This is a genomic window from Olsenella sp. SW781, assembly GCF_012027725.1.
Taxonomy (GTDB): Bacteria; Actinomycetota; Coriobacteriia; order Coriobacteriales; family Atopobiaceae; genus Thermophilibacter.
Map to the genome: position 1 here is coordinate 64077 of NZ_SJOU01000012.1, position 21625 is coordinate 85701.

At 67.5% G+C, this 21625-nt stretch carries 17 protein-coding genes, 2 tRNA genes and 1 rRNA gene; 3 read left to right on the top strand and 17 right to left on the bottom strand.

The genetic code is table 11. The annotated features are described in order from the left end of the window. Positions 1 to 73: 73 nt before the first annotated feature. The 3 genes from purB to argH form a co-directional block, all read right to left on the bottom strand. The gene (purB, locus tag E0L17_RS08005) at positions 74 to 1420 is read right to left on the bottom strand and encodes an adenylosuccinate lyase (protein ID WP_167930725.1); all 1347 of its coding nucleotides are present in this window, start codon (positions 1418 to 1420) and stop codon (positions 74 to 76) included. A 164-nt stretch (positions 1421 to 1584) separates the two neighbouring features. Next, on the bottom strand, positions 1585 to 3714 hold the full coding sequence (locus E0L17_RS08010; RefSeq protein WP_167930726.1) for an InlB B-repeat-containing protein: 2130 nt from the start codon (positions 3712 to 3714) through the stop codon (positions 1585 to 1587). 132 nt (positions 3715 to 3846) lie between these two features. After that, positions 3847 to 5238, bottom strand: a complete 1392-nt coding sequence (argH, locus tag E0L17_RS08015) for an argininosuccinate lyase (protein ID WP_167930727.1) — start codon at positions 5236 to 5238, stop codon at positions 3847 to 3849. A 156-nt stretch (positions 5239 to 5394) separates the two neighbouring features. Between argH and E0L17_RS08020 the strand changes: the two genes are divergently transcribed. Continuing rightward, positions 5395 to 6507: a hypothetical protein gene (locus tag E0L17_RS08020; RefSeq protein ID WP_167930728.1), complete on the top strand. Its 1113-nt coding sequence runs from the start codon at positions 5395 to 5397 to the stop codon at positions 6505 to 6507. A gap of 170 nt (positions 6508 to 6677) precedes the next feature. Here the strand turns inward: E0L17_RS08020 and E0L17_RS08025 are convergent, their stop codons facing one another. The 5 genes from E0L17_RS08025 to glgB all read right to left on the bottom strand — a co-directional run bounded on the left by E0L17_RS08025 (position 6678) and on the right by glgB (position 13176). Beyond that, entirely contained in the window at positions 6678 to 8045 is a 1368-nt protein-coding gene (locus tag E0L17_RS08025) for a sensor histidine kinase (RefSeq protein WP_167930729.1), read from the bottom strand. After that, positions 8026 to 8721 carry a response regulator transcription factor gene (locus E0L17_RS08030; RefSeq protein WP_206109075.1) on the bottom strand — a complete coding sequence of 232 codons (696 nt, stop codon included), beginning with the start codon at positions 8719 to 8721 and terminating at the stop codon, positions 8026 to 8028. The genes E0L17_RS08025 and E0L17_RS08030 overlap by 20 nt, the downstream gene beginning before the upstream one ends. After that, on the bottom strand, positions 8714 to 9505 hold the full coding sequence (locus tag E0L17_RS08035; protein WP_167930730.1) for a UBA domain-containing protein: 792 nt from the start codon (positions 9503 to 9505) through the stop codon (positions 8714 to 8716). The genes E0L17_RS08030 and E0L17_RS08035 overlap by 8 nt, the downstream gene beginning before the upstream one ends. A 175-nt stretch (positions 9506 to 9680) precedes the next feature. Further along, the gene (locus tag E0L17_RS08040; RefSeq protein WP_167930731.1) at positions 9681 to 10910 is read right to left on the bottom strand and encodes an argininosuccinate synthase; all 1230 of its coding nucleotides are present in this window, start codon (positions 10908 to 10910) and stop codon (positions 9681 to 9683) included. A gap of 445 nt (positions 10911 to 11355) precedes the next feature. After that, the gene (glgB, locus tag E0L17_RS08045; protein WP_167930732.1) at positions 11356 to 13176 is read right to left on the bottom strand and encodes a 1,4-alpha-glucan branching enzyme; all 1821 of its coding nucleotides are present in this window, start codon (positions 13174 to 13176) and stop codon (positions 11356 to 11358) included. A gap of 145 nt (positions 13177 to 13321) precedes the next feature. On the opposite strand from glgB, the gene E0L17_RS08050 reads away from it, so the two are divergent. Then, positions 13322 to 13861: a TetR/AcrR family transcriptional regulator gene (locus E0L17_RS08050; protein ID WP_167930733.1), complete on the top strand. Its 540-nt coding sequence runs from the start codon at positions 13322 to 13324 to the stop codon at positions 13859 to 13861. A gap of 117 nt (positions 13862 to 13978) precedes the next feature. Here the strand turns inward: E0L17_RS08050 and rpiB are convergent, their stop codons facing one another. The 7 genes from rpiB to E0L17_RS08085 all read right to left on the bottom strand — a co-directional run bounded on the left by rpiB (position 13979) and on the right by E0L17_RS08085 (position 18870). Continuing rightward, the gene (gene rpiB, locus E0L17_RS08055) at positions 13979 to 14446 is read right to left on the bottom strand and encodes a ribose 5-phosphate isomerase B (RefSeq protein ID WP_167930734.1); all 468 of its coding nucleotides are present in this window, start codon (positions 14444 to 14446) and stop codon (positions 13979 to 13981) included. A gap of 32 nt (positions 14447 to 14478) precedes the next feature. Beyond that, the gene (locus E0L17_RS08060; RefSeq protein WP_167930735.1) at positions 14479 to 15423 is read right to left on the bottom strand and encodes a transketolase family protein; all 945 of its coding nucleotides are present in this window, start codon (positions 15421 to 15423) and stop codon (positions 14479 to 14481) included. Position 15424: 1 nt separating this feature from the next. Beyond that, complete coding sequence (locus E0L17_RS08065; protein ID WP_167930736.1) at positions 15425 to 16255, bottom strand: transketolase; 831 nt, start codon at positions 16253 to 16255, stop codon at positions 15425 to 15427. A 47-nt stretch (positions 16256 to 16302) separates the two neighbouring features. Then, on the bottom strand, positions 16303 to 16983 hold the full coding sequence (locus E0L17_RS08070; RefSeq protein WP_167930737.1) for a transaldolase family protein: 681 nt from the start codon (positions 16981 to 16983) through the stop codon (positions 16303 to 16305). A 328-nt stretch (positions 16984 to 17311) separates the two neighbouring features. Beyond that, positions 17312 to 17387, bottom strand: a tRNA-Lys gene (locus E0L17_RS08075). A gap of 30 nt (positions 17388 to 17417) precedes the next feature. Continuing rightward, on the bottom strand, positions 17418 to 18683 hold the full coding sequence (locus tag E0L17_RS08080; RefSeq protein WP_167930738.1) for an aminopeptidase: 1266 nt from the start codon (positions 18681 to 18683) through the stop codon (positions 17418 to 17420). A 112-nt stretch (positions 18684 to 18795) separates the two neighbouring features. Beyond that, a tRNA-Gly gene (locus E0L17_RS08085) sits at positions 18796 to 18870 on the bottom strand. A 185-nt stretch (positions 18871 to 19055) separates the two neighbouring features. Between E0L17_RS08085 and E0L17_RS08090 the strand changes: the two genes are divergently transcribed. Further along, entirely contained in the window at positions 19056 to 19598 is a 543-nt protein-coding gene (locus tag E0L17_RS08090; protein ID WP_167930739.1) for a biotin transporter BioY, read from the top strand. A 439-nt stretch (positions 19599 to 20037) separates the two neighbouring features. On the opposite strand, the gene E0L17_RS08095 is transcribed toward E0L17_RS08090, so the two are convergent. Together E0L17_RS08095 and E0L17_RS10965 are read right to left on the bottom strand one after the other, a co-directional pair. After that, a complete protein-coding gene (locus E0L17_RS08095; protein WP_206109076.1) occupies positions 20038 to 21267 on the bottom strand; it encodes a M28 family peptidase in 1230 nt (409 codons plus the stop codon). Positions 21268 to 21354: 87 nt separating this feature from the next. Further along, a 16S ribosomal RNA gene (locus E0L17_RS10965) occupies positions 21355 to 21625 on the bottom strand; the annotation flags it as partial.

The window sequence follows — 21625 nt, forward strand, 5'->3', positions numbered from 1 at the left end:
AGTCACTTTTGCACGCTCTCTGATGTCTGTCGCCGGCGTGCAAAAGTGACTGTCCCTTTTGCACGGCGCGCGGTTAGTCGAAGTTGAGCTGCTCCAGGCGGTCAAAGACGACGCCGGCACGCGTGAGGAAGGCGCGCGGGTCGAAGATTCGGTCCAGCTCGGCGGCGGGCACGGTGCAGCGCGGATCGGCCTCGAGCTTCTCGCGGAACGTGGTGCCGCCGGCGCACTGCTGGACCTCGCGCCACGTGGCCATGGCGTTCTCCTGCACGATGGCGTAGGCCTCCTCGCGCGTGATGCCCGTCTCCACGAGGGCGAGAAGGACCTTGGACGAGAAGATCAGGCCGCGGGTCTTGTTGAGGTTGGCGAGCATCTGTGCCGGGTAGAGGATGAGACCGTCCACGATGCGCGTGAGGCACTGGAACATGTGGTCGAGGGCGATGAAGCTGTCGGCCTGCGCTACGCGCTCGGCGGAGCTGTGGCTGATGTCGCGCTCGTGCCAGAGCGCCACGTTGTCAAAGGCAACCTGGGCGTTGGCCTTCACCACGCGGGAGAGGCCGCAGACCTTCTCCACGGTGATGGGATTGCGCTTGTGCGGCATGGCCGAGCTACCCTTCTGGCCCTTGCGGAACGGCTCCTCGGCCTCGAGGGTGTCGGTCTTCTGGAGGTTGCGGATCTCCGTGGCGATGCGCTCGCAGGTGGCGGCGGTGGTGGCCAGGACGCCGGCGAGGTAGGCGTGGTGGTCGCGGGAGATGACCTGCGTGGACAGCGGGTCGTGCACCAGTCCCAGGTGCTCGCAGACGTACTCCTCGACGAACGGGTCGATGGAGGAGTAGGTGCCCACCGCGCCGGATATGGCACCAAAGGCCACGTTGGCGCGGGCGTCCTTGAGGCGGTCGTAGTCGCGCTTGAGCTCCCAGGCCCAGCTGCCGAATTTCATGCCAAAGGTCATGGGCTCGGCGTGGATGCCGTGGGTGCGGCCCACGCAGAGGGTGTCGCGCTCCTCGAAGGCGCGGCGCTTGCAGATCTCGCCGAGCTTCTTGCAGTCCTCGATCAGGATGTCGGTGGCCTGGACGAGCTGATAGCAGAGGGCCGTGTCACCAAGGTCGGAGGACGTCATGCCAAAATGCACCCAGCGGGACGGCTTGGGCTCGCCCTCGGGGACGTCCTTGTCAATGTACTCGCCCATGTTGGTGAGGAAGGCGATGACGTCGTGGTTGGTCACGGCCTCGATGGCGTCGACCTCGTCCTTGTTGAAGGCGGCGTGCTCGCGGATCCAGGCGGCCTCCTCCTTCGTGATGCCGATCTTGCCCATCTCGGCATGCGCCTCGCAGGCCAGGACCTCGATCTCCTGCCAGATGCGGTACTTGTTCTCCAGGGAGAAGATGTGGCCCATCTCAGGACGGGTGTAGCGATCGATCATGAGGCCTCCTCGGCTTAGGCGCGCGTCTAACGGATTGATTTTACCGCAGGGCGCGGGGCGATACGTACGGCCCGACGGACGCCCCACAAACGAGCGGGGCCCCGCGCGCGGCGAGGCCCCGAAGGCGCCGTCGTCATGACGGCGTTTGGTCATGTTCGGACACGCTAGCGACGTGCGCGCCGCCGCGCTATGACGGTGCCCGCGAGCGCCGCGACGCCAACCAGGGCAACTACCACGGGGGCAGTGGCGTTGAGGTCGTCGCCGGTCTCGGGGACCGTGGGCGCCGCGTCCTTCTCGCCCGCCGCCTCGACGCCGGGAAGCTCGCTCCACTTGGCGTAGAGCGTGAGGTCCTCGGTCACGGGGGCGTCGAAGTCGTACGCCTCACGGGCCCAGCCGCCGTCATAGGCGTACCAGCCCTCGAACTTCCAGCCCTTGAGGGACGGGTCCTTGGGCCGTGGCGTGGCGCGGCCCTCGGCCACCTCGTAGGCGACGTTTTCCGTCCCCTTGAGGCAGTCGTCAAAGGTGACGGTAAAGACCCTGAGCTTGGCCAGGACGAGCGCATCCTTTGTGGTCTCCTTGGTCATGTCCTCGTCGGAGAAGAGCTTCCCGCAGGTGGAGCACTCCCAGTACTCCGCACGACCCTCCGCCCTGGTCGTAGGCGCGATGCGCTCGTGATGGACGGCCTCGTGGCCCGTCGCGGAGACGACGACGTCACCCGCGGGGTCGAGTGTACGGTCGTCCAGGAAGGTCTTTCCGCAGACCTCGCAGGTCCAGTGGGCGAGGCTGCCCGGCTCGGTGCAGGTGGCCGCCTTGGGGGCGTGCGCCGTCAGCCTGTGCGCGGCGAGCGGAATGACCAGGCCGTCGGCAGAGACGGGCTGCGTGCCCCCCTCGTCCTTGAAGAGGCCGCCGCAGCTGGTGCAGCGCCAGTGCGCCGCGGTGCCGGTCTCCACGCAGGTGGCAGGGACCTCCGCGACGGCCGTGAGCGCGTGGGGCGCGAGGTCGGTTCCGAGCTGCCCGGCCGTCACCTCTGTCGTGCCCGCCTCGTCGGAGAAGAGCTTGCCGCAGACGGAGCACTTCCAATGGTCACGAACGCCCGGCTCGGTGCAGGTCGCGGGCGTCCCGCCCACCTCGGCGAGCGCGTGGGGCGCGAGGTCGGTGACCAGGCTCTCCGTTGTTGCCTCAACGCCGCCGGCCTCGTCAGCGAAGAGCTTGCCGCAGAGCGTGCACGCCCAGTGGGCTGCCGTTCCGGGCTTCGTGCAGGTGGCAGGGGTCTCCTCGACGGCTGCGAGCGCGTGGCCGCCGATCGGGAGCGCGAGCTCGTCAAGCGTCACGGCCTGCGCGGCGGCCTCGTCAGCGAAGCGACCGCCACAGACGGAGCAGTGCCAGTGCCCGGCCGTCCCAGCCTGAACGCATGTGGACGGGACCTCGGGAACGTACTCGAGGTCATGGGCAGCCAGCGGGAGCGCCAGGTCGCCCGCGGACACAGCCTGCTCGGCCTTGTCATCCCCAAAGAGCGCCCCGCAGGCCTCGCACCTCCAGTGGGCGGCGGTGCCGGGGGCGACGCAGGTGGATGCCACCTCCTGCACGGAGGCGAGGGTGTGGCCCGTGGGCGCGATCTCCAGCTCGTCGCGCAGGAGCTCCGTCGTTGCGGACGCATCCGCAAAGAGCTTGCCGCAGCCGGCGCACTCCCAGTACGCCTTTGTTCCCGGCGTCGTGCAGGTCGCAGGCGCCTCCTCATGGGCAACAAGATCGTGCGCGTGCACGGGCTCGGGCTCCACGGCCGTGGTCACCAGCCACACGCCGTCCTTCTCGATTGCCCCATGGCCCTCCGGGACAAAGCCCTCCGGAGGCTCCACGTGGAACGTCCCGCCCGTGACGAGGACCGTCGCCCCGTCGCCTCTCACGAGTGGGAACTCGCCGGCGGGGTCAACCATGGACCCGGTCTGACCCTCGCTGGAATCAAGAACCGTCAGGCTCGCGCCCTTCGCGCGCAGGACGCCCGTCAGCGTGAAGCCGTTGAGGTCGAGCGTGACGTCTTCGGTCACGTCCACCCGCCCCTCAAGCGTCACGTCGGCGGTCAGCGTAACCTCGCCGCCGGCATCGAGCGCGGTGACGAGCGTCTCGGCGTCGAGCGGGGCTCCCGCGGGATCCCCCGGCTCGACAACGCCCGTCGAGCCGCCGGCAACATCACCCTCTACGGCATACGCGTGCGCCCCGAGCGCGGGCGCGAAGGTGAGCGCGGTGCCGAGCAGCACCGCGAGGGGCCAGAGGGCCCATCTGCGATCCCGTCTCATAGTTCCCGCCCTTCTCGCGTAGGAATAGAGGGATACCTACTGAGAAGATGCCCGTACTTGCACATTTGCCGCAGATGCAAACCCCCTCGTCGGCAGACGAGGGGGTCAAGTCGGTGAATGGTTTTATGCGATTTAGGCGACGGCCTCCGCGTCTTTCTCGAGCGCGGAGCGTGCCTCGTCAAGCTGCACGACGACCGCATCATGCCCGGTGCCGCCATACGTCACGCGGGCGTTGGCGATGCCGGCCGGGTCCAGGTCCTGCGCGATGTCCGCCTCGAAGAGCGGGCTCGCCGCGGCGAACTCCTCGGCCGTGAGGTCCTCGAGGCCCTTGCCGTGCTTCTCGCAGTAGAGCACGAGCTCGCCCACCACGCGGTGCGCCTCGCGGAAGGGCATGCCCTTCTTGGCAAGGTAGTCGGCCACGTCCGTGGCGGCCGAGAAGCCCGTCCCCGCCTGTGCGAGCATGACGTCGGCGTTGACGGTCCAGGTCTCCACCATGCCCGCGGCGATCTCCATGCAGTCGGAGAGCGTGCGCGCGGCGTCGAGCGGGCCCTCCTTGCACTCCTGGAGATCCTTGTTGTAGGCCAGCGGCAGCGACTTCATCGTGGTGAGCAGCGCCATCAGGTCGCCGTAGACGCGGCCGGTCTTGCCGCGCGTGAGCTCGGCAAAGTCGGGGTTCTTCTTCTGCGGCATGATCGAGGAGCCGGTGGAGTAGGCGTCAGAGAGCGTGATGAAGCCGAACTCCGTGGAGCTCCAGAGCACGATCTCCTCGCAGAGGCGCGAAAGGTGCATCATGCTCACGGCGCAGGCGTACTCGAGGTCGAGCAGGTAGTCGCGGTCGGAGACGGCGTCGAGCGAGTTGGGAATCGCGCGGGAGAAGCCCAGAAGCTCCGTGGTGCGCTCGCGGTCGAGCGGGTAGGTGGTGCCGGCGAGCGCCGCCGCGCCGAGCGGGTTGGCATCGGCTGCCGTGCGCGCCGCAGCGAGACGGGTGAAGTCGCGCGAGAACATCCAGAAGTACGCGAGCAGGTGGTGGGAGAGCAGCACCGGCTGGGCGTGCTGGAGGTGCGTGTAGCCGGGCATCACGACGTCGAGGTTCTGGGTGGCCGCCTCCACGAGGACGCGGCGCAGGGCGACGTTGCCCGCGAGCAGCTGGTCGCAGAGGTCCTTGGCGAGCAGGCGGATGTCGGTGGCAACCTGGTCGTTGCGACTGCGGCCCGTATGGAGGCGCCCGCCGGCCGCACCGATGCTGCGCGTGAGCGCGCCCTCCACGGCCATGTGGACATCCTCGTCATTGACGTCCCAGGCGAAGGAGCCGTCCTCGATCTGGCGGGCGATGTCGGCGAGGCCCGCGTCGATCGTGGCCTGGTCCTCGGCGGAAATGATGCCCTGCTCAGCGAGCATGCGAGCGTGCGCGCGGCTGCCGGCGATGTCCTGGGCCGCCATGTTCTTGTCGACCTCGAGGCTCGCGCCGAACTCCTGCGTGAACGCGTCCACGCCCTTCTCGAACCTGCCGCCCCACAGCGCCATCATAGCCTCCTTGCTCGCGATTTGACGCGTCTAGCTTACCAAAGGGCAGACCGCTCCCAAAAAGTCCCCAATGTTTGTTTCTTTGATTTTATCGATAATGATTGGATTAGCATACTAATCTAGTACATTATGTCCACTACATAATGTACTAGATTCGTGATTGGATTTCCGGTGCATCTCTGCGTCAACAAGCTCTCTGCGCTCGCGCTTCTCCGTCACGTGAGGATCACGGGGGAATACGCATCCGCCCAGGTCTGCGGCCTCCCCGAGCCCGACCCCCATCCGCAGCGCAGGTGGAGCGCACGGATCATCCCCCATCAGCTCCTCGGCCTATCGGATCCGCCCAGCAGCTCTCGGCCCGTCTATGTGGCAGCCCCCTCGAAGGGGGTGCGGCCGCTCGCCTCCTTCTTCAAGAACACCCTCTACCTCTCGGGACTTCCCGAGGGGTCGTTCCTCCGGCTTGGCGAGAACCTCACGATCCCGTGCCCTGAGCTTCTCTTTGTCGAGCTCGCCACGATCATGAAGCCCGCCGCGCTCGGCCTCTTGGGATACGAGCTGTGCGGGAGCTTCTGTCGCGACCCCCTCAACCCTCGTTCTGGGAAGGTCGCCCATGGGCTCAGTCCTGTCACAGACGTTGCGAGCATCCGCTCTTTCATTGAGGAGACACACAGGCTAACGGGGACGAGCGCGGCGCGGCGGGCCCTTCTCAGCGTCGAGGACAACGCCTGGTCGGCAATGGAGGCGACCATGGCGCTGCTCCTCAAGAAGCCCGTCGCCGAGCACGGATACGGAATCCGAAGAATTCGTCTCAACGAGCGGCAGGACAATCCGTGGGAGCTCGTCAGAAGGGGATGCGCGGGCGCCCGCGTTCCCGACATAGTCCTCGAAGACTGCCCCGTTGGCTTCAACTATGACGGGCGCGACCACCTTGACCTCGAGGCAATTGCGGCCGCGGCCGAGAACAAGGACGAGCTTGGCCGCGCACTGGGCTCCCTACGCCGGAAGTACGTTGATGATAGGAGGAGGGACCGGGAGCTGGCCGCTCAGGGCCGGCTTGTCATGTCGGTCGTTTCCGAGGACCTGTTTGACCATGGCGGCCTCGACATTGTCATTCTTGAGGCGCTCATGGCATCGGAGCGCCTCGGCGGGCCCCGCGCGAAGGACGTGGTACCCGAGGAGGTGTGGACCCCGGAAGAGACGAGGGCGCGCCAGCAGCTCATCTGGTCCCTGCTGCCGTGGGAAGGAGGGGGTTCGCTCGGGCCCTGCTAGCCACTGGCGCTCGGTCTTGGCGGGAACCACAAAATTAATCCGCCCTGTGGCGCCGACAGTCGACAAAAGGCCAGTTGATATTTCGGCGAAGACGCCACAGGGCGGATTAATTTTGGGCCCTCGCGAAGCACCTTCCGAAGACGCAGCCCAAACGCGGGCCTTGGAGAAGATCACGACCGCGGTATCCGCACGGTGAAGCGCGACCCAACGCCCTCGCGCGAGACCAGGTCGATGGTCCCGCCGTGCCGCTCGACGATCCAGCGGGCGATGGAGAGGCCGAGGCCTGTCCCCTCCTTGGAGACGTCTCGCGCGGCGTCGGCGCGCCAGAAGCGCTCGAAGACATGCCCGGCCTCCTCGGGGGTCATGCCGATGCCCTCGTCGCGCACAGAGTAGGACACGCCTCCGTCGTCGGACGCGACGCCCAGGGTTATCGCGGTGCCCTCCGGGGAGTAGCGCGCGGCGTTCTGCACCATCACACGAATCGACTGCTTGAGCATCGACGCATCTCCGATGACCACGTAGCGCGCATCGCTTGCCGCCTCTCGACCAAACCCCAGCCTGTAGTCGTGACCCGAGTCGATCATGGCAGACTCGTCGGCCACCTCAGCCGAGAGGGCGGCCAGGTTTACCGGCGCGCGCTCCAGCACGTTGCGCCCCGAGTCCCCGCGCGCCAGGAAGAGCAGCTGCTCAACAAGCTCCTGCATGTGCGCGCCCTCGGCCTTGAGGGCGGCGATGGACTCCTCCAGCACCGCGCGGTCATCCTTGCCCCATCGATCGAGCATGTTCACGTAGCCCTGGATCACCGCGATGGGCGTGCGCAGCTCGTGACTCGCATCCGAGACAAAGCGAATCTGCTGGAGCTTGGCCTCCTGCATCTGGCGCAGAAGCCCGTTCAGCGCCACCTCGATGCTCGCAAGGTCATCCACGCCGGTCGACACCTGGGGCGAATCCACGCTCGCGCGCTCGATTGCCTGCTCGAGGCTCTCGATCTTGCTCGCGTCCATGATGCCCTTGGAGCCAAGCGCCTCGGCCCGGAGGGCGAGGGCGTTGAGCGGCTTCAGGCGCCGGCGCACGCGCCGGATGTCGGAAAAGATGCCCAGCAGGCTCAGGGCCTCGAAAGCCAGGAGCAGGGCACCGACCGGCCAGAGGACAAGCAGGTCGCGTCCCACGGGGAAGAACCACTCTCCGCCCGACGCCGGGGCGACTCGGAGCGCAAGCGCCCCGAGGCCGCTCGAATCAGGGCCAAAGCCCCAGGCGAGGGCGAGGGCGGTGTCTCCTGACGGCACGAGCCCGTAATACGTCAACGCACGTTCCGGCAGATAGCGAGCATATCCCACCCACAGGGCAGCCAGTACGGCGAGAAGGGCCAGCAGGTCCACAACCACCCACCGAGCGAGGCGCCTCCACCAGAAGCCCCACGCAACGCGGCGGGCTATGGACGAGGACCGGCGGGCGGCGTCGGGGGCCGGGGTGGCCGGGGCCTCCTCGCGCAGTCTCGGTCGGTCGACGCTCGCGGCGTCAGGATTCTCTGACGACATAGCCCACCCCTCGAACGGTAGTGATGAGCTTTATCCCAAAGCGGTCGTCGAGCTTTGCGCGCAGGTGCGCGATGTGCACGTCGACCACATTGGTCTCGCCCACGTAGTCATAGCCCAAGGCCTCGCGCGCGAGCTGCTCGCGCGTGAGGACGCGACCGACGTGCTCCATGAGGGCGTGCAGCAGATCGAACTCACGAGCCGTCAGCTCCACGGGCTCGCCGAGGGCGGTCACCTCGTGGCGATCGGCGTCGAGCGACACGCCGCAGGCAGTGAGGGGAAGCGGCGAGGAGGCTCCGGGCGCGGCGGGAGGAGAAGCCGCATGGCGCTTGAGTGCCACGCGCACGCGTGCGAGCAGCTCCTCGATGGCAAACGGTTTGGTGACGTAGTCATCTGCCCCGGCATCGAGGCCGGCGACCTTGTCCATCACGGCATCGCGGGCCGTGAGCATGATGATCGGCACGTTCTTCTCGCGCCGGACACGGCGCAGGACCTCCATGCCGTTGAGCTTGGGAAGCAGGATGTCGAGAAGAACGAGGTCAAAGTCGTCGCCAAGCGCTCGCTCCACGCCCGCGCGTCCATCCGCCACACGCTCGACCTCGTATCCCTCGTGGGCAAGCTCGAGTTCGACGAAGCGGGCAAGCTTCTCCTCGTCCTCGACGAGCAGGATTCTAGTCATGATCGGGGTCCCCCTCGACGGGGCCTGCGCCGCCGGCGGAGTCCGCGCGCGTGGTGTCCCCCGTATCGTCTGCAGAATCATCCGACGTGAGCGACGTGCCCTCTTCCGAGGCCGTCTCTGTCCCGGGCTTCTCCGCCACGGGCTCGGCAGGCGCCGCGGGGGCGACGGAAGGTTTCGGCGAGGCCATCGGCCGCGGCGGGCCAGCAGGCGTCATGACGGGCGCCTGAGCGGACGGAACAGACCGCGACACCGGCGAGGGCTCGGCACCCGGCCGCTCTATGCGACAGGCAAAGACAAGGTAGAAGAACCACACAACAGGGGCCGCCAGGATAAGCGGAAAGAGGATTCCCCAGATGTAGTAGTGGCTCTGCAGCGTCTGAGGCACGAGCATCAGCCACGCCGCCGTTCCCAGCACGGTGCCCAGCAGCGGTAGCGTTAGAGGTCGGTCGCCGCCGCGACGCGAGACGACCTTGGTGTCCATGCCGCGCCGTATCGCGCGGGCAATCGCGTCGCGCGCGCTGCCCAGCCAGCGCGTCAGCACGCGCAGCCCCGACTGGGACGAGCGCGCGTAGCCGGCCTGCGCCTCGTACATCTCGCCGGAGATGCCCGCCGGCGGAACGGCCGTGGTGACGTGTGCGGTCCTCGTCTGGGAGCGACCCTGCGTCTCAAGCCAGACCAGCGCATCGAGCAGGTCGTCCCCACAGGCGTCGAGTGCCTCCTTGGCATCCGTGTACCCGACGTCCGCCTTCTCGCGCACGAGCTCGACCAGTTCTATCCTCTCCATGGCGACCGCCTCTCTCGTTGTCGGCCAATCTCATCCTGTACCCATGGTCACAGGCCAAGATTAACCGTAGCTTGAGGGGCGATTAACGTTGTCTTTGGTTTTGCCGCACAAAGAACGGCCGGTCGGGACACCCGACCGGCCGCATGCAAGCTGGGTGCTGTCCCCAATTAGCAGCCTAGTGGACAGGCTGGAGGCCGGAGCCGGGGCCCTGGACCTTGGACCAGGTCTTGGACTGCAGGCCGTGGAGGACGATGAAGCCCTCGGCGGCGGAGTGGTCGAAGGAGTCGCCCTCGTCGTAGGTGGCCAGGTTGTAGTCGTAGAGGCTGTAGGCGGAGCGCACGCCGTCCACGAACAGGCCGCCCTTGCAGAGGATGATGCGCACGTCACCGGTCACGTACTTCTGCGTGTAGGCGTTGTACGCGTCGATGGCGTTGCGGTTCTGGCTGAACCAGAGGCCGCGGTAGACCGTGGAGGCCCACTCGACGTCCATCTTGGCCTTCTGCTTGAGGGTCTCGGCGTCGAGGCAGAGCTGCTCGAGCGTCTGGTGCGCCTGAATGAGCAGGAGGGCGGCCGGGCACTCGTAGCACTCGCGGCTCTTGATGCCCACGACGCGGTCCTCGATCATGTCGATGCGGCCGTAGCCGTTGCGGCCGGCGATCTCGTTGGCCTTGATGATGAGGCTGAGCAGATCCATCTTCTCGCCGTTGATGGCGGTCGGGATGCCCTCCTCGAAGGAGATCACGACCTCCTCGGGCTCCGCCGGGCAGTCCTCGAGGTTGTTGGTCATCGTCCAGATGTCCGCAGGCGGCTTGTTCCAGGTGTCCTCGAGCACGCCGCACTCGATCGCGCGACCCCAGAGGTTGTCGTCGATGGAGTAGGGCTTCTTCTTGGTGGTGGGCACGGGCACGCCGTTGGCCTCGGCCCACTCCATCTCGGAGTCACGCGTGGTGAGGTCCCACTCGCGCACGGGGGCGATGATCTCGAGCTCGGGGTCGAGCGCGCGGATGCAGGTCTCAAAGCGCACCTGGTCGTTGCCCTTGCCGGTGCAGCCGTGGGCGATGTACTTGGCGCCGTACTGGTGCGCGATGTCGACGAGGTGCTTGGAGATAAGCGGACGGCTGAGCGCGGAGAGCAGCGGGTAGACGCCCTCGTACTTGCCGTTGGCCCAGATGGCCTTGGAGAGGATCTTCTCGGCGTACTCGGCGCGCATGTCGATGGCCTCGGAGGCGATGGCGCCCATGTCGAGGGCCTTCTGCTTGATCCAGGAGAGGTCCTTCTCGTCCTGGCCCACGTTGCCGCAGATGGCGATGACGTCGAGGTTCTTCTCGATCTGCAGCCACTTGACGATGACGGACGTGTCAAGTCCGCCGGAGTACGCGAGTACGACCTTTTCCTTCTCAGCCATGATGGTTTCCCTTTCGCTTCTGGGTGTTGGATGCGTCTACACAAGAATGCCCCGACGTCGCGGGGCGCAGGAGCTCGGTCTGTCGAGAAGAACCGTCAAGCTAGAGCGTCGCGCGCGACATCGCGGGCGAGATTCGTCGGTTCTGGCGTCGGGCGAGCTGGGAGGAGGCGGCACACGCGTGCGCGCTGTGAACGTTCATCAACGTTGGCCTCCTCAGTAGTTGAGCGAGCGCGGGCTATTGGCCCGCGGCTGTCTGACGTGGCTGACTATAGGGCTTGTTCACGGCATCGGGCGGCCTCTGGCGAGAAGCGACTCATTGTTGAAACATTTGCCGCCGTGCCGCCGGCGTCGGGTTCGCGCCACTGGCGTCAGGTTTATTTGGCACACGGACTTGTGTGCCAAATAAACCTGACGCCAGTGGCGCGCGGCGCCGGCGGCACGAACCCTACGCCAGAAGTGCGAGAACCCCTGAGAGCGGGGACAGCTCAGCGATCAGGCGACCCTCCTCAACGCGACAGACGGTCTCCCCGTCCGGCACGGAGCCGCCGTAGCGCTGCCAGTCCGTGTCGAGAAGAACCTCCGCCCCGGACGCCCCCGCGGCATCCGCCGGTAGCGGCACCGCGTACTCGTGCGCGGTCGAGTCCAGGTTGAGGAGCGCGGCGACCCGCTCGCCCCCGCCCCGCCGTAGGATGGCGGTGCAGCGCGGCGCCAGCTGCTCGCAGTCGAGCCACGCAAAGCCGTCCTCGCGGTAGTCGCGCTCCCAGAGCGCGGGATGGGCGCGGTACGCCGCGCCCAGCTCGCGGCGGAAGCGCAGGAAGGCGTCGTGCACGGGGTACTCCAGCAGGCACCAGTCCTGCTCGCGCTTCTCGTCCCACTCGCGGAGCTGGGCAAACTCGTTGCCCATGAAGTCGAGCATCTTGCCCGGGTGCGCCGCCATGTAGAGATAGAGCGCCCGAGCCTGCGGGAACTTGCCCTCGTAGCCGCCGTCCATCTTCTGCGCGATCGTGGCCTTGCCGTGCACCACCTCGTCGTGGCTCAGGGGCAGCAGGTAGCGCTCGTTGGGGAAGTACATCATCGAGAACGTGAGCCGCCCCTCGGCGTGGCGGCGCTCCTCCGGGGGCGCCTGGAAGTACGAGAGCGTGTCGTGCATCCAGCCGAGGTCCCACTTGTAGTCAAACCCCAGGCCGCCCTCGGCCGTGGGCCGCGTGACGCCGGGAAAGCCGCTCGAGTCCTCGGCGATGAGCATGCAGCCGGGATGGCGCTCGTGCAGGCCGTCGCAGAGCGCACGCAGGAAGTCAGCGCCCATGCCGTTGACGCCACGCCGCTCGTCGCCCTGCCAGTAGACGATGCGGCTCACGGCATCCAGGCGCAGCCCGTCGAAGTGGTACGCGCCCAGCCAGAGGTCCGCGGCGGAGGCAAGCAGGCTCCTCACCTCGCCGCGCGAGTGCATGAAGTTGTGGCTGCCCCACTCGGAGACCCCCACGGCGTCGTTGGGGTACTCGTAGAGTGGGGTGCCGTCAAAGTGGGCGAGCGCCCACGCGTCGGTGGCAAAGTGCACGGGGACAAAGTCCAGGATCGCGCCTATCCCCGCCTGGTGGAGCCGGTCAACCAGGCCCATGAGCTGCTCGGGCGTGCCGTAGCGGCTGGTTGCCGAGAAGGGCGCGCAGCCCTGGTATCCCCAAGAGCCATCGAAGGGATGCTCCGCCAGCGGGAGAAGCTCCACGTGCGTGCAGCCGAGCTCGGTCACGTACGGTATGAGCAGGTCGGCGAGCTCGTCGTAGGTGTACCAGTCATCCGTCTCCGGCCCCGGCTTTCTCCACGAGCCGGCATGGAGCTCGTAGATGCTGAGCGGCCGGTCCTGGCACGCCGTGCGAGAGGCCATCCATGCGGCGTCCGCAAACTCGTGACGCCCGAGGTCGCGCACCACGGAGCGGTGCGCGGGACGCAGCTCCATCCCCAGGCCGTAGGGGTCGCAGTGGTCCTGGAAGCCGCCGCCAGGCAGGTAGACGCGGTACTCGTAGGCGTCGCCCGCGCGCACGCCGGGAACGTGCGCCTCCAGGAACGCTCCGTTGAGGCAGCGCGTCATGGGCACCTCGCGCGTCTCGCCGCCGGGCGCGCCAAGAAGGACGCTCGCGCCCGCAGCCGCAGGCGCCAGCACGCGAAAGTCAGCGCCGTCACCGGAGAGGCGAGCCCCCATCCAGCGCCACGCCTCAAACTCGCGCCCGTCGTAGAAGGCCCCCAGGTCAACGTTCTCCCACGTGCTCATGGCTCTCCCTTGGTCCCAACGGCCACGTTTATATACGGTCGTCCAGTATTTGACTAGAATCAATGTACCCAGAGACTCATGAAACGGCTAGCCACAGCTTTTGACCTTCGTCCATTACTGGACGATTCTGACAAGGAGACAAGAAGTGGATCTGAGGACGAGAAAGACCCTGAGGTCTCTGCGTGCGGCGTTTCTCGACCTGAGACGCGATCGCCCGCTTGCACGCATCACGGTCCGGGAGCTCTGCGAACGCGCAGAAGTCAGCAAGGCCACGTTCTACCTGCACTACCACAGCATCGTCGACCTCTCGACCGAACTGCAGGAGGAGCTCGTGCATCGGGTGGTCGACGAGCTGGAGTCGCCGGGGGCGTTCCTGTCCGATCCGCGCCGCTTCGCGCGTGAGCTCTTCTCGGCGTTCATCGTGCATGGAGATGAGGTGGACACGCTCTTCTCGCGCGGGGAGGAGCATGCCCTCGTGGAGAGCGTCGAGCGCGAGCTGCGGGAGCGCGTCCTCGAGGCGAGCCCGGAGCGTGCGAAAGACCTGCGCTTCAACGTGCTGCTCGCCTATCAGGTGCACGGGAGCCACGCCGCCTACATGCGCTACGCGCGCGGCGTTGGCGAGAAGGACCGTCGGCTCGTCATAGACGCCATCGCCGACGCCGCCGAGGCCGTGGCGCGGCTCTGATCTGACAAAGCTGCCACTGCGCCGCCCGTCACGCCACTGGCGTCAGGTTTATTTGGCGCACGGGTCCGTGCGCCAAATAAACCTGACGCCAGTGGCGTGACGCCGGCGGCGCGTTCCTTACTCCTCGGCGGCTGCGAGGGCCTGGGTCTCCTCGATCTCCATGATCTGCGCGACGCGACGGGCGTGGCGGCCGCCCTCGAACTCGGCGTCCAGCCAGGCGTCGACGATCTGCTTGGCCACCTCGGGGCCGACGACGCGGGCGCCGAAGCAGATGATGTTGCTGTTGTTGTGACGCTTGGAGAGCTCGGCGGAGTACGGCTCCGAGCAGACGCAGGCGCGGATGCCGTGCACCTTGTTGGCGGCAAGGCTGATGCCAACGCCGGTGCCGCAGATGAGGATGCCGCCGTCCACCTCACCGTCGGCAACGAGGCGCGCCACGCGGTAGCCGCTGATGGCATAGTCGAAGCTCTCGGGGGAGTTGGTCCCCACGTCGACGAGCTCCACGTCTCCGCGGTCGTTCAGGTGCTCGACGACCTCGGCCTTGATGGCGAGTGCGGAGTGATCGTTGCCAATGGCGAGCTTCATGTTCTTCTCCCTATCAGACAGATGAAGAGGGCCTACTCCTGGGCGAGAAGCCCCTCGACGGAGGCAACGATGCCCGTAGCGTCGAGATGGTACTTGTGCAGCAGGTCAAGCGCGGGGCCGGACTCGCCGAAGACGTCGTTCACACCGAGCTTGCGCGTGGGGACGGGATGCTCGGCCAGCGCGGCGAGCACGGCGTCGCCCAGGCCGCCGATGACAGAATGCTCCTCGGCGGTGACCACGTGGCCGGTCTTGGCGGCGCTCGCGAGCAAGAGCTCCGAGTCGATCGGCTTGATCGTGTGGATGTTGATCACCTCGGCGGAGATCCCGCGGGAGGCAAGCTCCTCGGCGGCGGCGAGCGCCTCGCCAACCATGAGGCCGCAGGCCACGACCGTGACGTCGGTGCCCTCGCGCAGGACGATGCCCTTCCCGAGCTTGAACTCATAGGTCTCGGGATCGTTGACGACGGGGGTGGCCAGGCGGGCGAGGCGCAGGTACATCGGCCCCTCGTGCTCGTAGGCCGCCCGGGTGGCCGCGCGGGCCTCGACGTCGTCCGCGGGGACGACGACCGTCATGCCGGGGATGGCGCGCATGAGCGCGATGTCCTCGCAGCACTGGTGGGTGGCGCCGTCCTCGCCCACGGAGAGCCCGGCGTGGGACGCGCAGACCTTCACGTTGAGGCGCGGGTAGCCGATGGAGTTGCGCACCTGCTCCCAGGCGCGGCCGGCGGCGAACATGGCGAAGCTGCTCACAAATGCGGTGCGCCCGGTCGTGGCGATGCCGGCGGCGAGGCTCATGAGGTTCTGCTCGGCAATGCCCACGTCGAAGAAGCGGTCGGGATAGGCGGCCTTGAACTTGCCGGTCTGGGTGGAGGCGGCGAGGTCAGCATCGAGCACCACGAAGTCGTCGTGCTCGGCACCCAGCTCGACGAGCGTCTCGCCGTAGCTCACGCGCGTGGCCACCTTCTTCACGTCAGCCATCCTAGAGCTCCTTCCCAGCGGCCTCGAGCTCGGCGAGGGCCTGCTCGTACTGATCGTCGTTCGGTCCCTTGCCGTGCCAGTCGACCTCGTTCTCCATGAAGGAGACGCCCTTGCCCTTGACCGTCTCCGCGACGATGCACACGGGCTGCCCCGTGACCTCGCGCGCGGCGGAGAAGGCTGCGCGGACCTGTGCCATGTCGTTTCCGTCCGCGAGCTCGATCACGTGGAACTTGAACGCGCGGAACTTGTCGGCGATGGGCATCGCGGAGTTGACCTCCTCGATGGTGCCGTCGATCTGCAGGCCGTTGTGGTCCACGACCACCACGAGGTTGTCCAGGCCGTGGTTGCCGGCGAACATCGCCGCCTCCCAGACCTGGCCCTCCTCGATCTCGCCGTCGCCGAGGATGGCGTAGACGCGATAGCCGTCGTTCCAGACCTTGGACGCAAGCGCCATGCCCACGGCGGCCGAGACGCCCTGGCCGAGGCTGCCCGTGGACATGTCCACGCCGGGCGTGTCGTTCATGTTGGGGTGGCCCTGCAGGTGGCTGCCGATGTGGCGCAGCGTCTCGAGGTCCTCCTTGGGGAAGTAGCCGCGCTCGGCGAGCACGGCGTAGAGCCCGGGCGCCGCGTGGCCCTTGGAGAGGACGAGCCGGTCACGGTCCGCCTTGCCGGGGTCCTTCGGGTCGACGTTCATCTCCTCGAAGTAGAGGTAGGTGAGGATGTCGGCGGCGGACAGCGAGCCGCCGGGGTGTCCCGACTTGGCGGCGTGGGTGCCCACGACGATGCCCTTGCGGACCTCGTTGGCAACCTTCCTGAGCTCGTCATCGGTCATGTGTTCTCCTTCTTGGGTGTCTGCGGGGGACGGCCTGCGCGGGGGCGCTAGGCCTGGGTGACCTTCTTCCAGTCAGCCTCGAAGCTGGCGAGGCCCTGGTCGGTGAGCGGGTGCTTGAGGCACTTCTTGAGCGCGCCGAAGGGCACGGTGGCGATGTCGGCGCCCATGAGCGCGGCCTGCGTCACGTGATGCGGCGTGCGGACGGAGGCCGTGATGATCTCAGGGCCGCCCTCCTCGTCCCAGTACCCGTAGGTGTAGTTCTTGACGGCGGTGACCACCTCGGCGAGGTGATCGAGGCCCTCGTCCCCGATGTCATCAAAGCGACCGACGAAGGGGCTGATGTAGCGCGCGCCGGCGCGGGCGGCGAGAAGCGCCTGCGGAGCGGAGAAGACGAGCGTCATGTTCACGCGAATCCCCTCGGAGGCAAGCTGGTGCGTCGCGGGCAGGGACGCCTCGCAGATCGGCAGCTTGACCACGATGTTGGGGGCGAGCGCCGCAAGACGGCGGCCCTCCTCGACCATGGCCTCGGTCGTCGAGGCGGTGGACTCGGCCGAGACCGGCAGGCCCTCGCAGATCTGGCAGATCTTGACCATGTGCGGATCGAAGTCGACGAGCTTGCCGCCCGTCTTGGCGTAGAGGGACGGGTTGGTCGTCACGCCGGACAGGACTCCCCAGCTCGCGGCCTCGCGAATCTCGTCGAGGTCGGCGGTGTCGATGAAGAACTTCATGACGTTCCCCTTTCTGCCCGGCGTGGCACGCCGGTCATCCGTCCCAACTGGCATCGTACATAGTAGGCGCGCGTTTCTCTCAAGAGCGTGGATGCCGAGAAACACCACTACACGGCATGATACACGGCATGGGGTCAAACGCGGGCGAGGTCGGCATCTTAGGTTGATAATCGCCCCCCTTTACACCCCTCTTCCTCGACCGGGTTTGAGGTCCCGGGCGGCAGGCCCCAAGGGCGAGAAGGGCGGGCCGCTCGGAGATTCCCACAAACGACGCGCGCACGAAAAGCAGGTCAGAGACCAAAACGGACTCTGACCTGCCATGATGCGATGGTGCGCCCTCAGGGGTTCGAACCCTGGGCCTTGGGATTAAAAGTCCCCTGCTCTGCCAGCTGAGCTAAGGGCGCGCGCTGACGATTCTATCACGGAGACGAGCGCTACTCCCAGGCCCACTGGCCATTCACGAAGACGGGGGTCTCGGTGCCATCGGCGGCGACGCCATAGATGTTCATGTCATCGGTGCCGATCATGAAGTCCACGTGCGTGCTGCTCTGGTTGACGCCGTGCTCGAGGAGTCCCTCCTTGCCGAGGCCCTCCCCGCCGGCGATGCACTCGGGAAAGCCCATTCCGAGGGCAAGGTGACAGCTCGCGTTCTCGTCGTAGAGGGTGTCATAGAAGAGCGTGTCGCTCTGACGAATGGGGGTGTTCTTGGAGACGAGCGCCACCTCGCCGAGGCGGCAGGCGCCCTCGTCCGTCTCGAGGATGTGGCGGAGGACCTCCTTGCCCTGCTCGGCACCGTAGTCGACCACGCGTCCGCCCTCGAAGCGCAGCCAGAAGTCCCGCACGATCTGCCCCGCGCGCACGAGCGGCAGGGCCGAGTGGACGACGCCCTCGGCGCGCATGCGGTCCGGCGCGGTAAAGACCTCCTCGGTGGGGATGTTGGGGAAGAAGGTCACGCCGGACTGCGTGCGACCGGCACCGCCGCCCCAGATGTGGCCGTCGGTGAGCCCCACCGTGAGGTCGGTACCGTTGGCGGACTCGTAGCGCAGCGCGTCGAAGCGATGGGAGTTGAGGAAGCGCTTGGTCTTCTCGAAGGAGGCGTTGTGCGTCTCCCAGGCGCTCTCGGGGTCCTCCCCGTCCGCGCGGGAGACCTCGAGGATGAGGCACCACAGCCGATAGACCGCCTCGGCGGGCGAGAAGTCGGGGAAGACCTCGCGCGCCCAGGCCTCGACGGGGACCCCCGCGATGCACCAGGCGTTGCGGCCGAAGTCCATTCCGTCACGGAAGGAGCGGCACTCGGTGTTGCGCGCCTTGGCGGCCGCCGCTGGCTTGGCCGGGTCGATGCCCTTGAGGGCCGAGGGGTCGGACCCCTCCAGGAAGAGGAACGCCGCGCCGTCGTCGGCGAGGGAGTTCAGCTGCTCCACCTGCCAGGAGGGCGTGTGCTCGAAGAACGAGAGCGGGCAGTTCTCATACGTGAGGCGGGACACGACGTCATCCGCCCAGATGACGGTCACGTGGCCCGCCCCGGCGCGATAGGCGGCCTCGACCACGCGCCGCGCAAAGTCCGCGCGCTCGACGGGAGCCTGGAGAACGAGCTCCTGGCCCTCGCGCAGGGAGACGCCCTTTCTCACGAGCAGGGTGGCGTAGAGGTCGAGCTGGCTGGAGAGGGCATCGGTTGCGACGCGGCACTCCTCGTCTGTCATGGGCAGAGGTGACACGATGCTGTTCCTTTCGACAATCTCATGCGGGCGCGCGCTGCGCGCATAAAGGTTCTACCCACATGGAAAGGGCCCCTTTCGGGGCCCTGACAATTTCTGGAGCGGGCAACGGGACTCGAACCCGCGAATGTCAGCTTGGGAAGCTGATGCCTTACCACTTGGCGATGCCCGCTTGCGAGAGCCGATTCTATCACACTCTGTCGAGAAGAACGGTGGCGCCGCGGGCGTCCACGCGATGAGCACGAGTGAGACGAGTCTGCGAGCCCTGCCTGGCGCTTCAGGCCAGCGATAGACTGGTAGTCTATATCTCCTGTCAGGCCGACGGCGGGACCGTGCACCCGCCGCGAGGGGGTTCTCATGAGCGCTGCCCAGACCTGCCGCCTCGGAGCGGCCGTTGCCCTTCTCGCCGTGTCCGCCATGGTGACGGTGCCGCTTGGGCCTGTCCCCTTCACCCTACAGACGCTCGTGCTCGCGATGCTGCCCGCCATTCTCGGCGGACGGGGTGCGGTGGCCGCGGTGGGGCTCTACCTGCTCGCCGGCGCGCTCGGGCTTCCCGTGTTCTCGGGGTTCTCAGGCGGCGTAGGGCAGCTCCTCGGGCCGACGGGCGGCTTCCTCTGGGGATTTCTGCTGGGGACCGCCCTCGGAGCGCCGTTGCTTCGCCTCCGCGCGGTACCCGACGCCGCGCGTCACGCGATGTGCGCCATGATGATGCTCGCCACCTCCTACCTGCTCGGAACGGCGCAGCTCGCCGCCCACCTCTCCATCTCGCTTCCCGCGGCGGCGCTCTCGGCAGTCGTTCCCTTCGTGCTCCCCGACGCCATCAAGCTGGGAGTCGGGGTTGCCGTGGGACTTCGCGTGAGGCGCGCGCTCGGAGCCCCATCAGCCATGACGAGCGCCTAGGGGCCACCTGACGAAGAACTCATGGAGGCCAGGAGCGCCGCGCAATCGGGGCTCCTGCCATTGAGCATGCGTTTTCTTAGCAAGCGGGGACCCTGAACAAGCCACGTGCCATCTTGTGCGCACCGCTCGTCAGCTGGCCGTCAGCGACGCAGGCGCTTCGTGTCAGGGGACGGAACGCGGCCCTTCGTATCGTGTGACCCACTCGGAGAGGAGGGCACATGAGAGATGTCAGGGGAAGAAGGCAGGGGACGAGAAGGACGGCGAGGCCGGGGAGGTCACGAGGGGGACCGACGGCGGTTCTCGTGGGAGGGGATCGCCTTGGCGGCGGCCACCCACCCGCGACGGGGCATGCGGGCCGTGCTCAGCTCAAAAGACTCGCCGCCGCCACGTAACCCGTGACGGCGGCGAGGAGGGCTCCTGGGAGTGGTGCGGGCGCGACCTAGGACCGGCGGATCATCTCGGTGACGATCTCGGCAACGGCGTGCGCCTGGTCGCCGGAGACGTTCTCCGCGACGTCGTCGAGGGTGCGGGAGAGGGCCGGCAGGCCGTTCTCTTCGATGCCCATGATCGTCGCGGCGCGCATCGACGAGCGCATGGCGGGATGGGCGTCCGTCGAGGTCCAGTCATAGCGCGCCTGACCCATCTCAACGTGGAGGTCGCGTGCCGCATTGGCGAGAAGACGGCCGAGGCGGCGGTCGGAGCGCCGCGGGACGTCGGTCCCCTCGCGCGTAAGGACGGTGAGCTCGCCCGCGCCGACGCAGTCGAGGTTGACCACGAAGGCGCCGCGGACGTCACGGCGATGCTGGCTCAGGAACGACCTCATGCCGGCGTGGTCGAGCGCGGAGGCGCCGAGGGCAACGAACCAGATGTCGTGGGCGAGGAGCTCGTCATCCCCGAGGGAGAGGACGGCGTCGCGCAGCTCCTCCTCGGTCGGGGCGGCCTCCTCGTCCTCGACGAGCCTGAGGCCGCCGCGCGGGGCCGCGCCGCCGCGCCACATGGGGTCGTCGGCCTCCTCGTCCGAAGCTCCATCCTCGGGCTCGGCGGCGGACGGCGTCGTCAGGCGGGAGAACAGGCCCTTCGCGCGACCCAGGAATCCCGAGAGGGCGCCCTGGGAGGCGTCCTGTCCCTCGTCCTCGAGGGGCTGCTCCTCGGGCTGAAGGGCCGCGGCGGTGATGACGGGGAGGGACCCGGGGGCGCTGGAGGACCTGGTCGGGCGCGTCTTGCCCGTGCTGCCCAGCGGGTCGACCGCGCTATCGTTGGGGTCGGGGAGGTCGAAGAGGGTCGCCCTCCGCGCGACGTTGGAGACCTGGGGGCGATAGCCCGCCTTGCCCCACTCGGGGTCATCAGGGGCCTCGGGGCGCGGTGCCGTGACGGGAGACGAGGGCTGCGTGGCGTCGAGGTCGACCGCGGTGTCGCCCAGCTCGGTCAGCCCCGAGGAGTCCTTCGGCCCGACGCCGTGGCTCGTCTCGTCGTCCATCACGAGCGAGAAGCGGCCCGTGGAGAGAAGCTCGTCGCGGGTGGTCTGGTCATCTGAGACGGCAGCGAAGGGGGCCGTCTCCTCGACGGGCTCCACCGGGGCGGCCTGGGGCTCGGTGGGCTGCTCGGGCTCCTCGGCCGGGGCCGCGACCTCCTCGACGGCGGGAGTGGGCAGCGGCTCGTCCGCGGGCATGGGCGCGGGGACGTCCTCGACGGGCGCGTCATGCTGCCCCTCATCGGACGGGAGCTGTGCGGCCGCGTCGTCGGTCTCCTCGGCGGGAGCGGGGATGATGGAGCGCGCCATCTCCGTGACGCGTCCCAGGAGGCCCTCGGCGACCTGGCGGATGGTGTCGCGGCTGCCCCTTGTGCTCCACTGACGTCGCCGGCGCTCCTGTTCGCCGGTTTCCGATGCAGTTCTTCGGTTACGCCGCAGGCTTTCACATCCGACCTACGCAACCGCCTGCGCTCGCGTTACGCCCAATAAATCCGGACAACGCTTGCCACCTACGTAGTACCGCGGCTGCAGGCAAGTAGTTAGCTTTTTTTTTCAG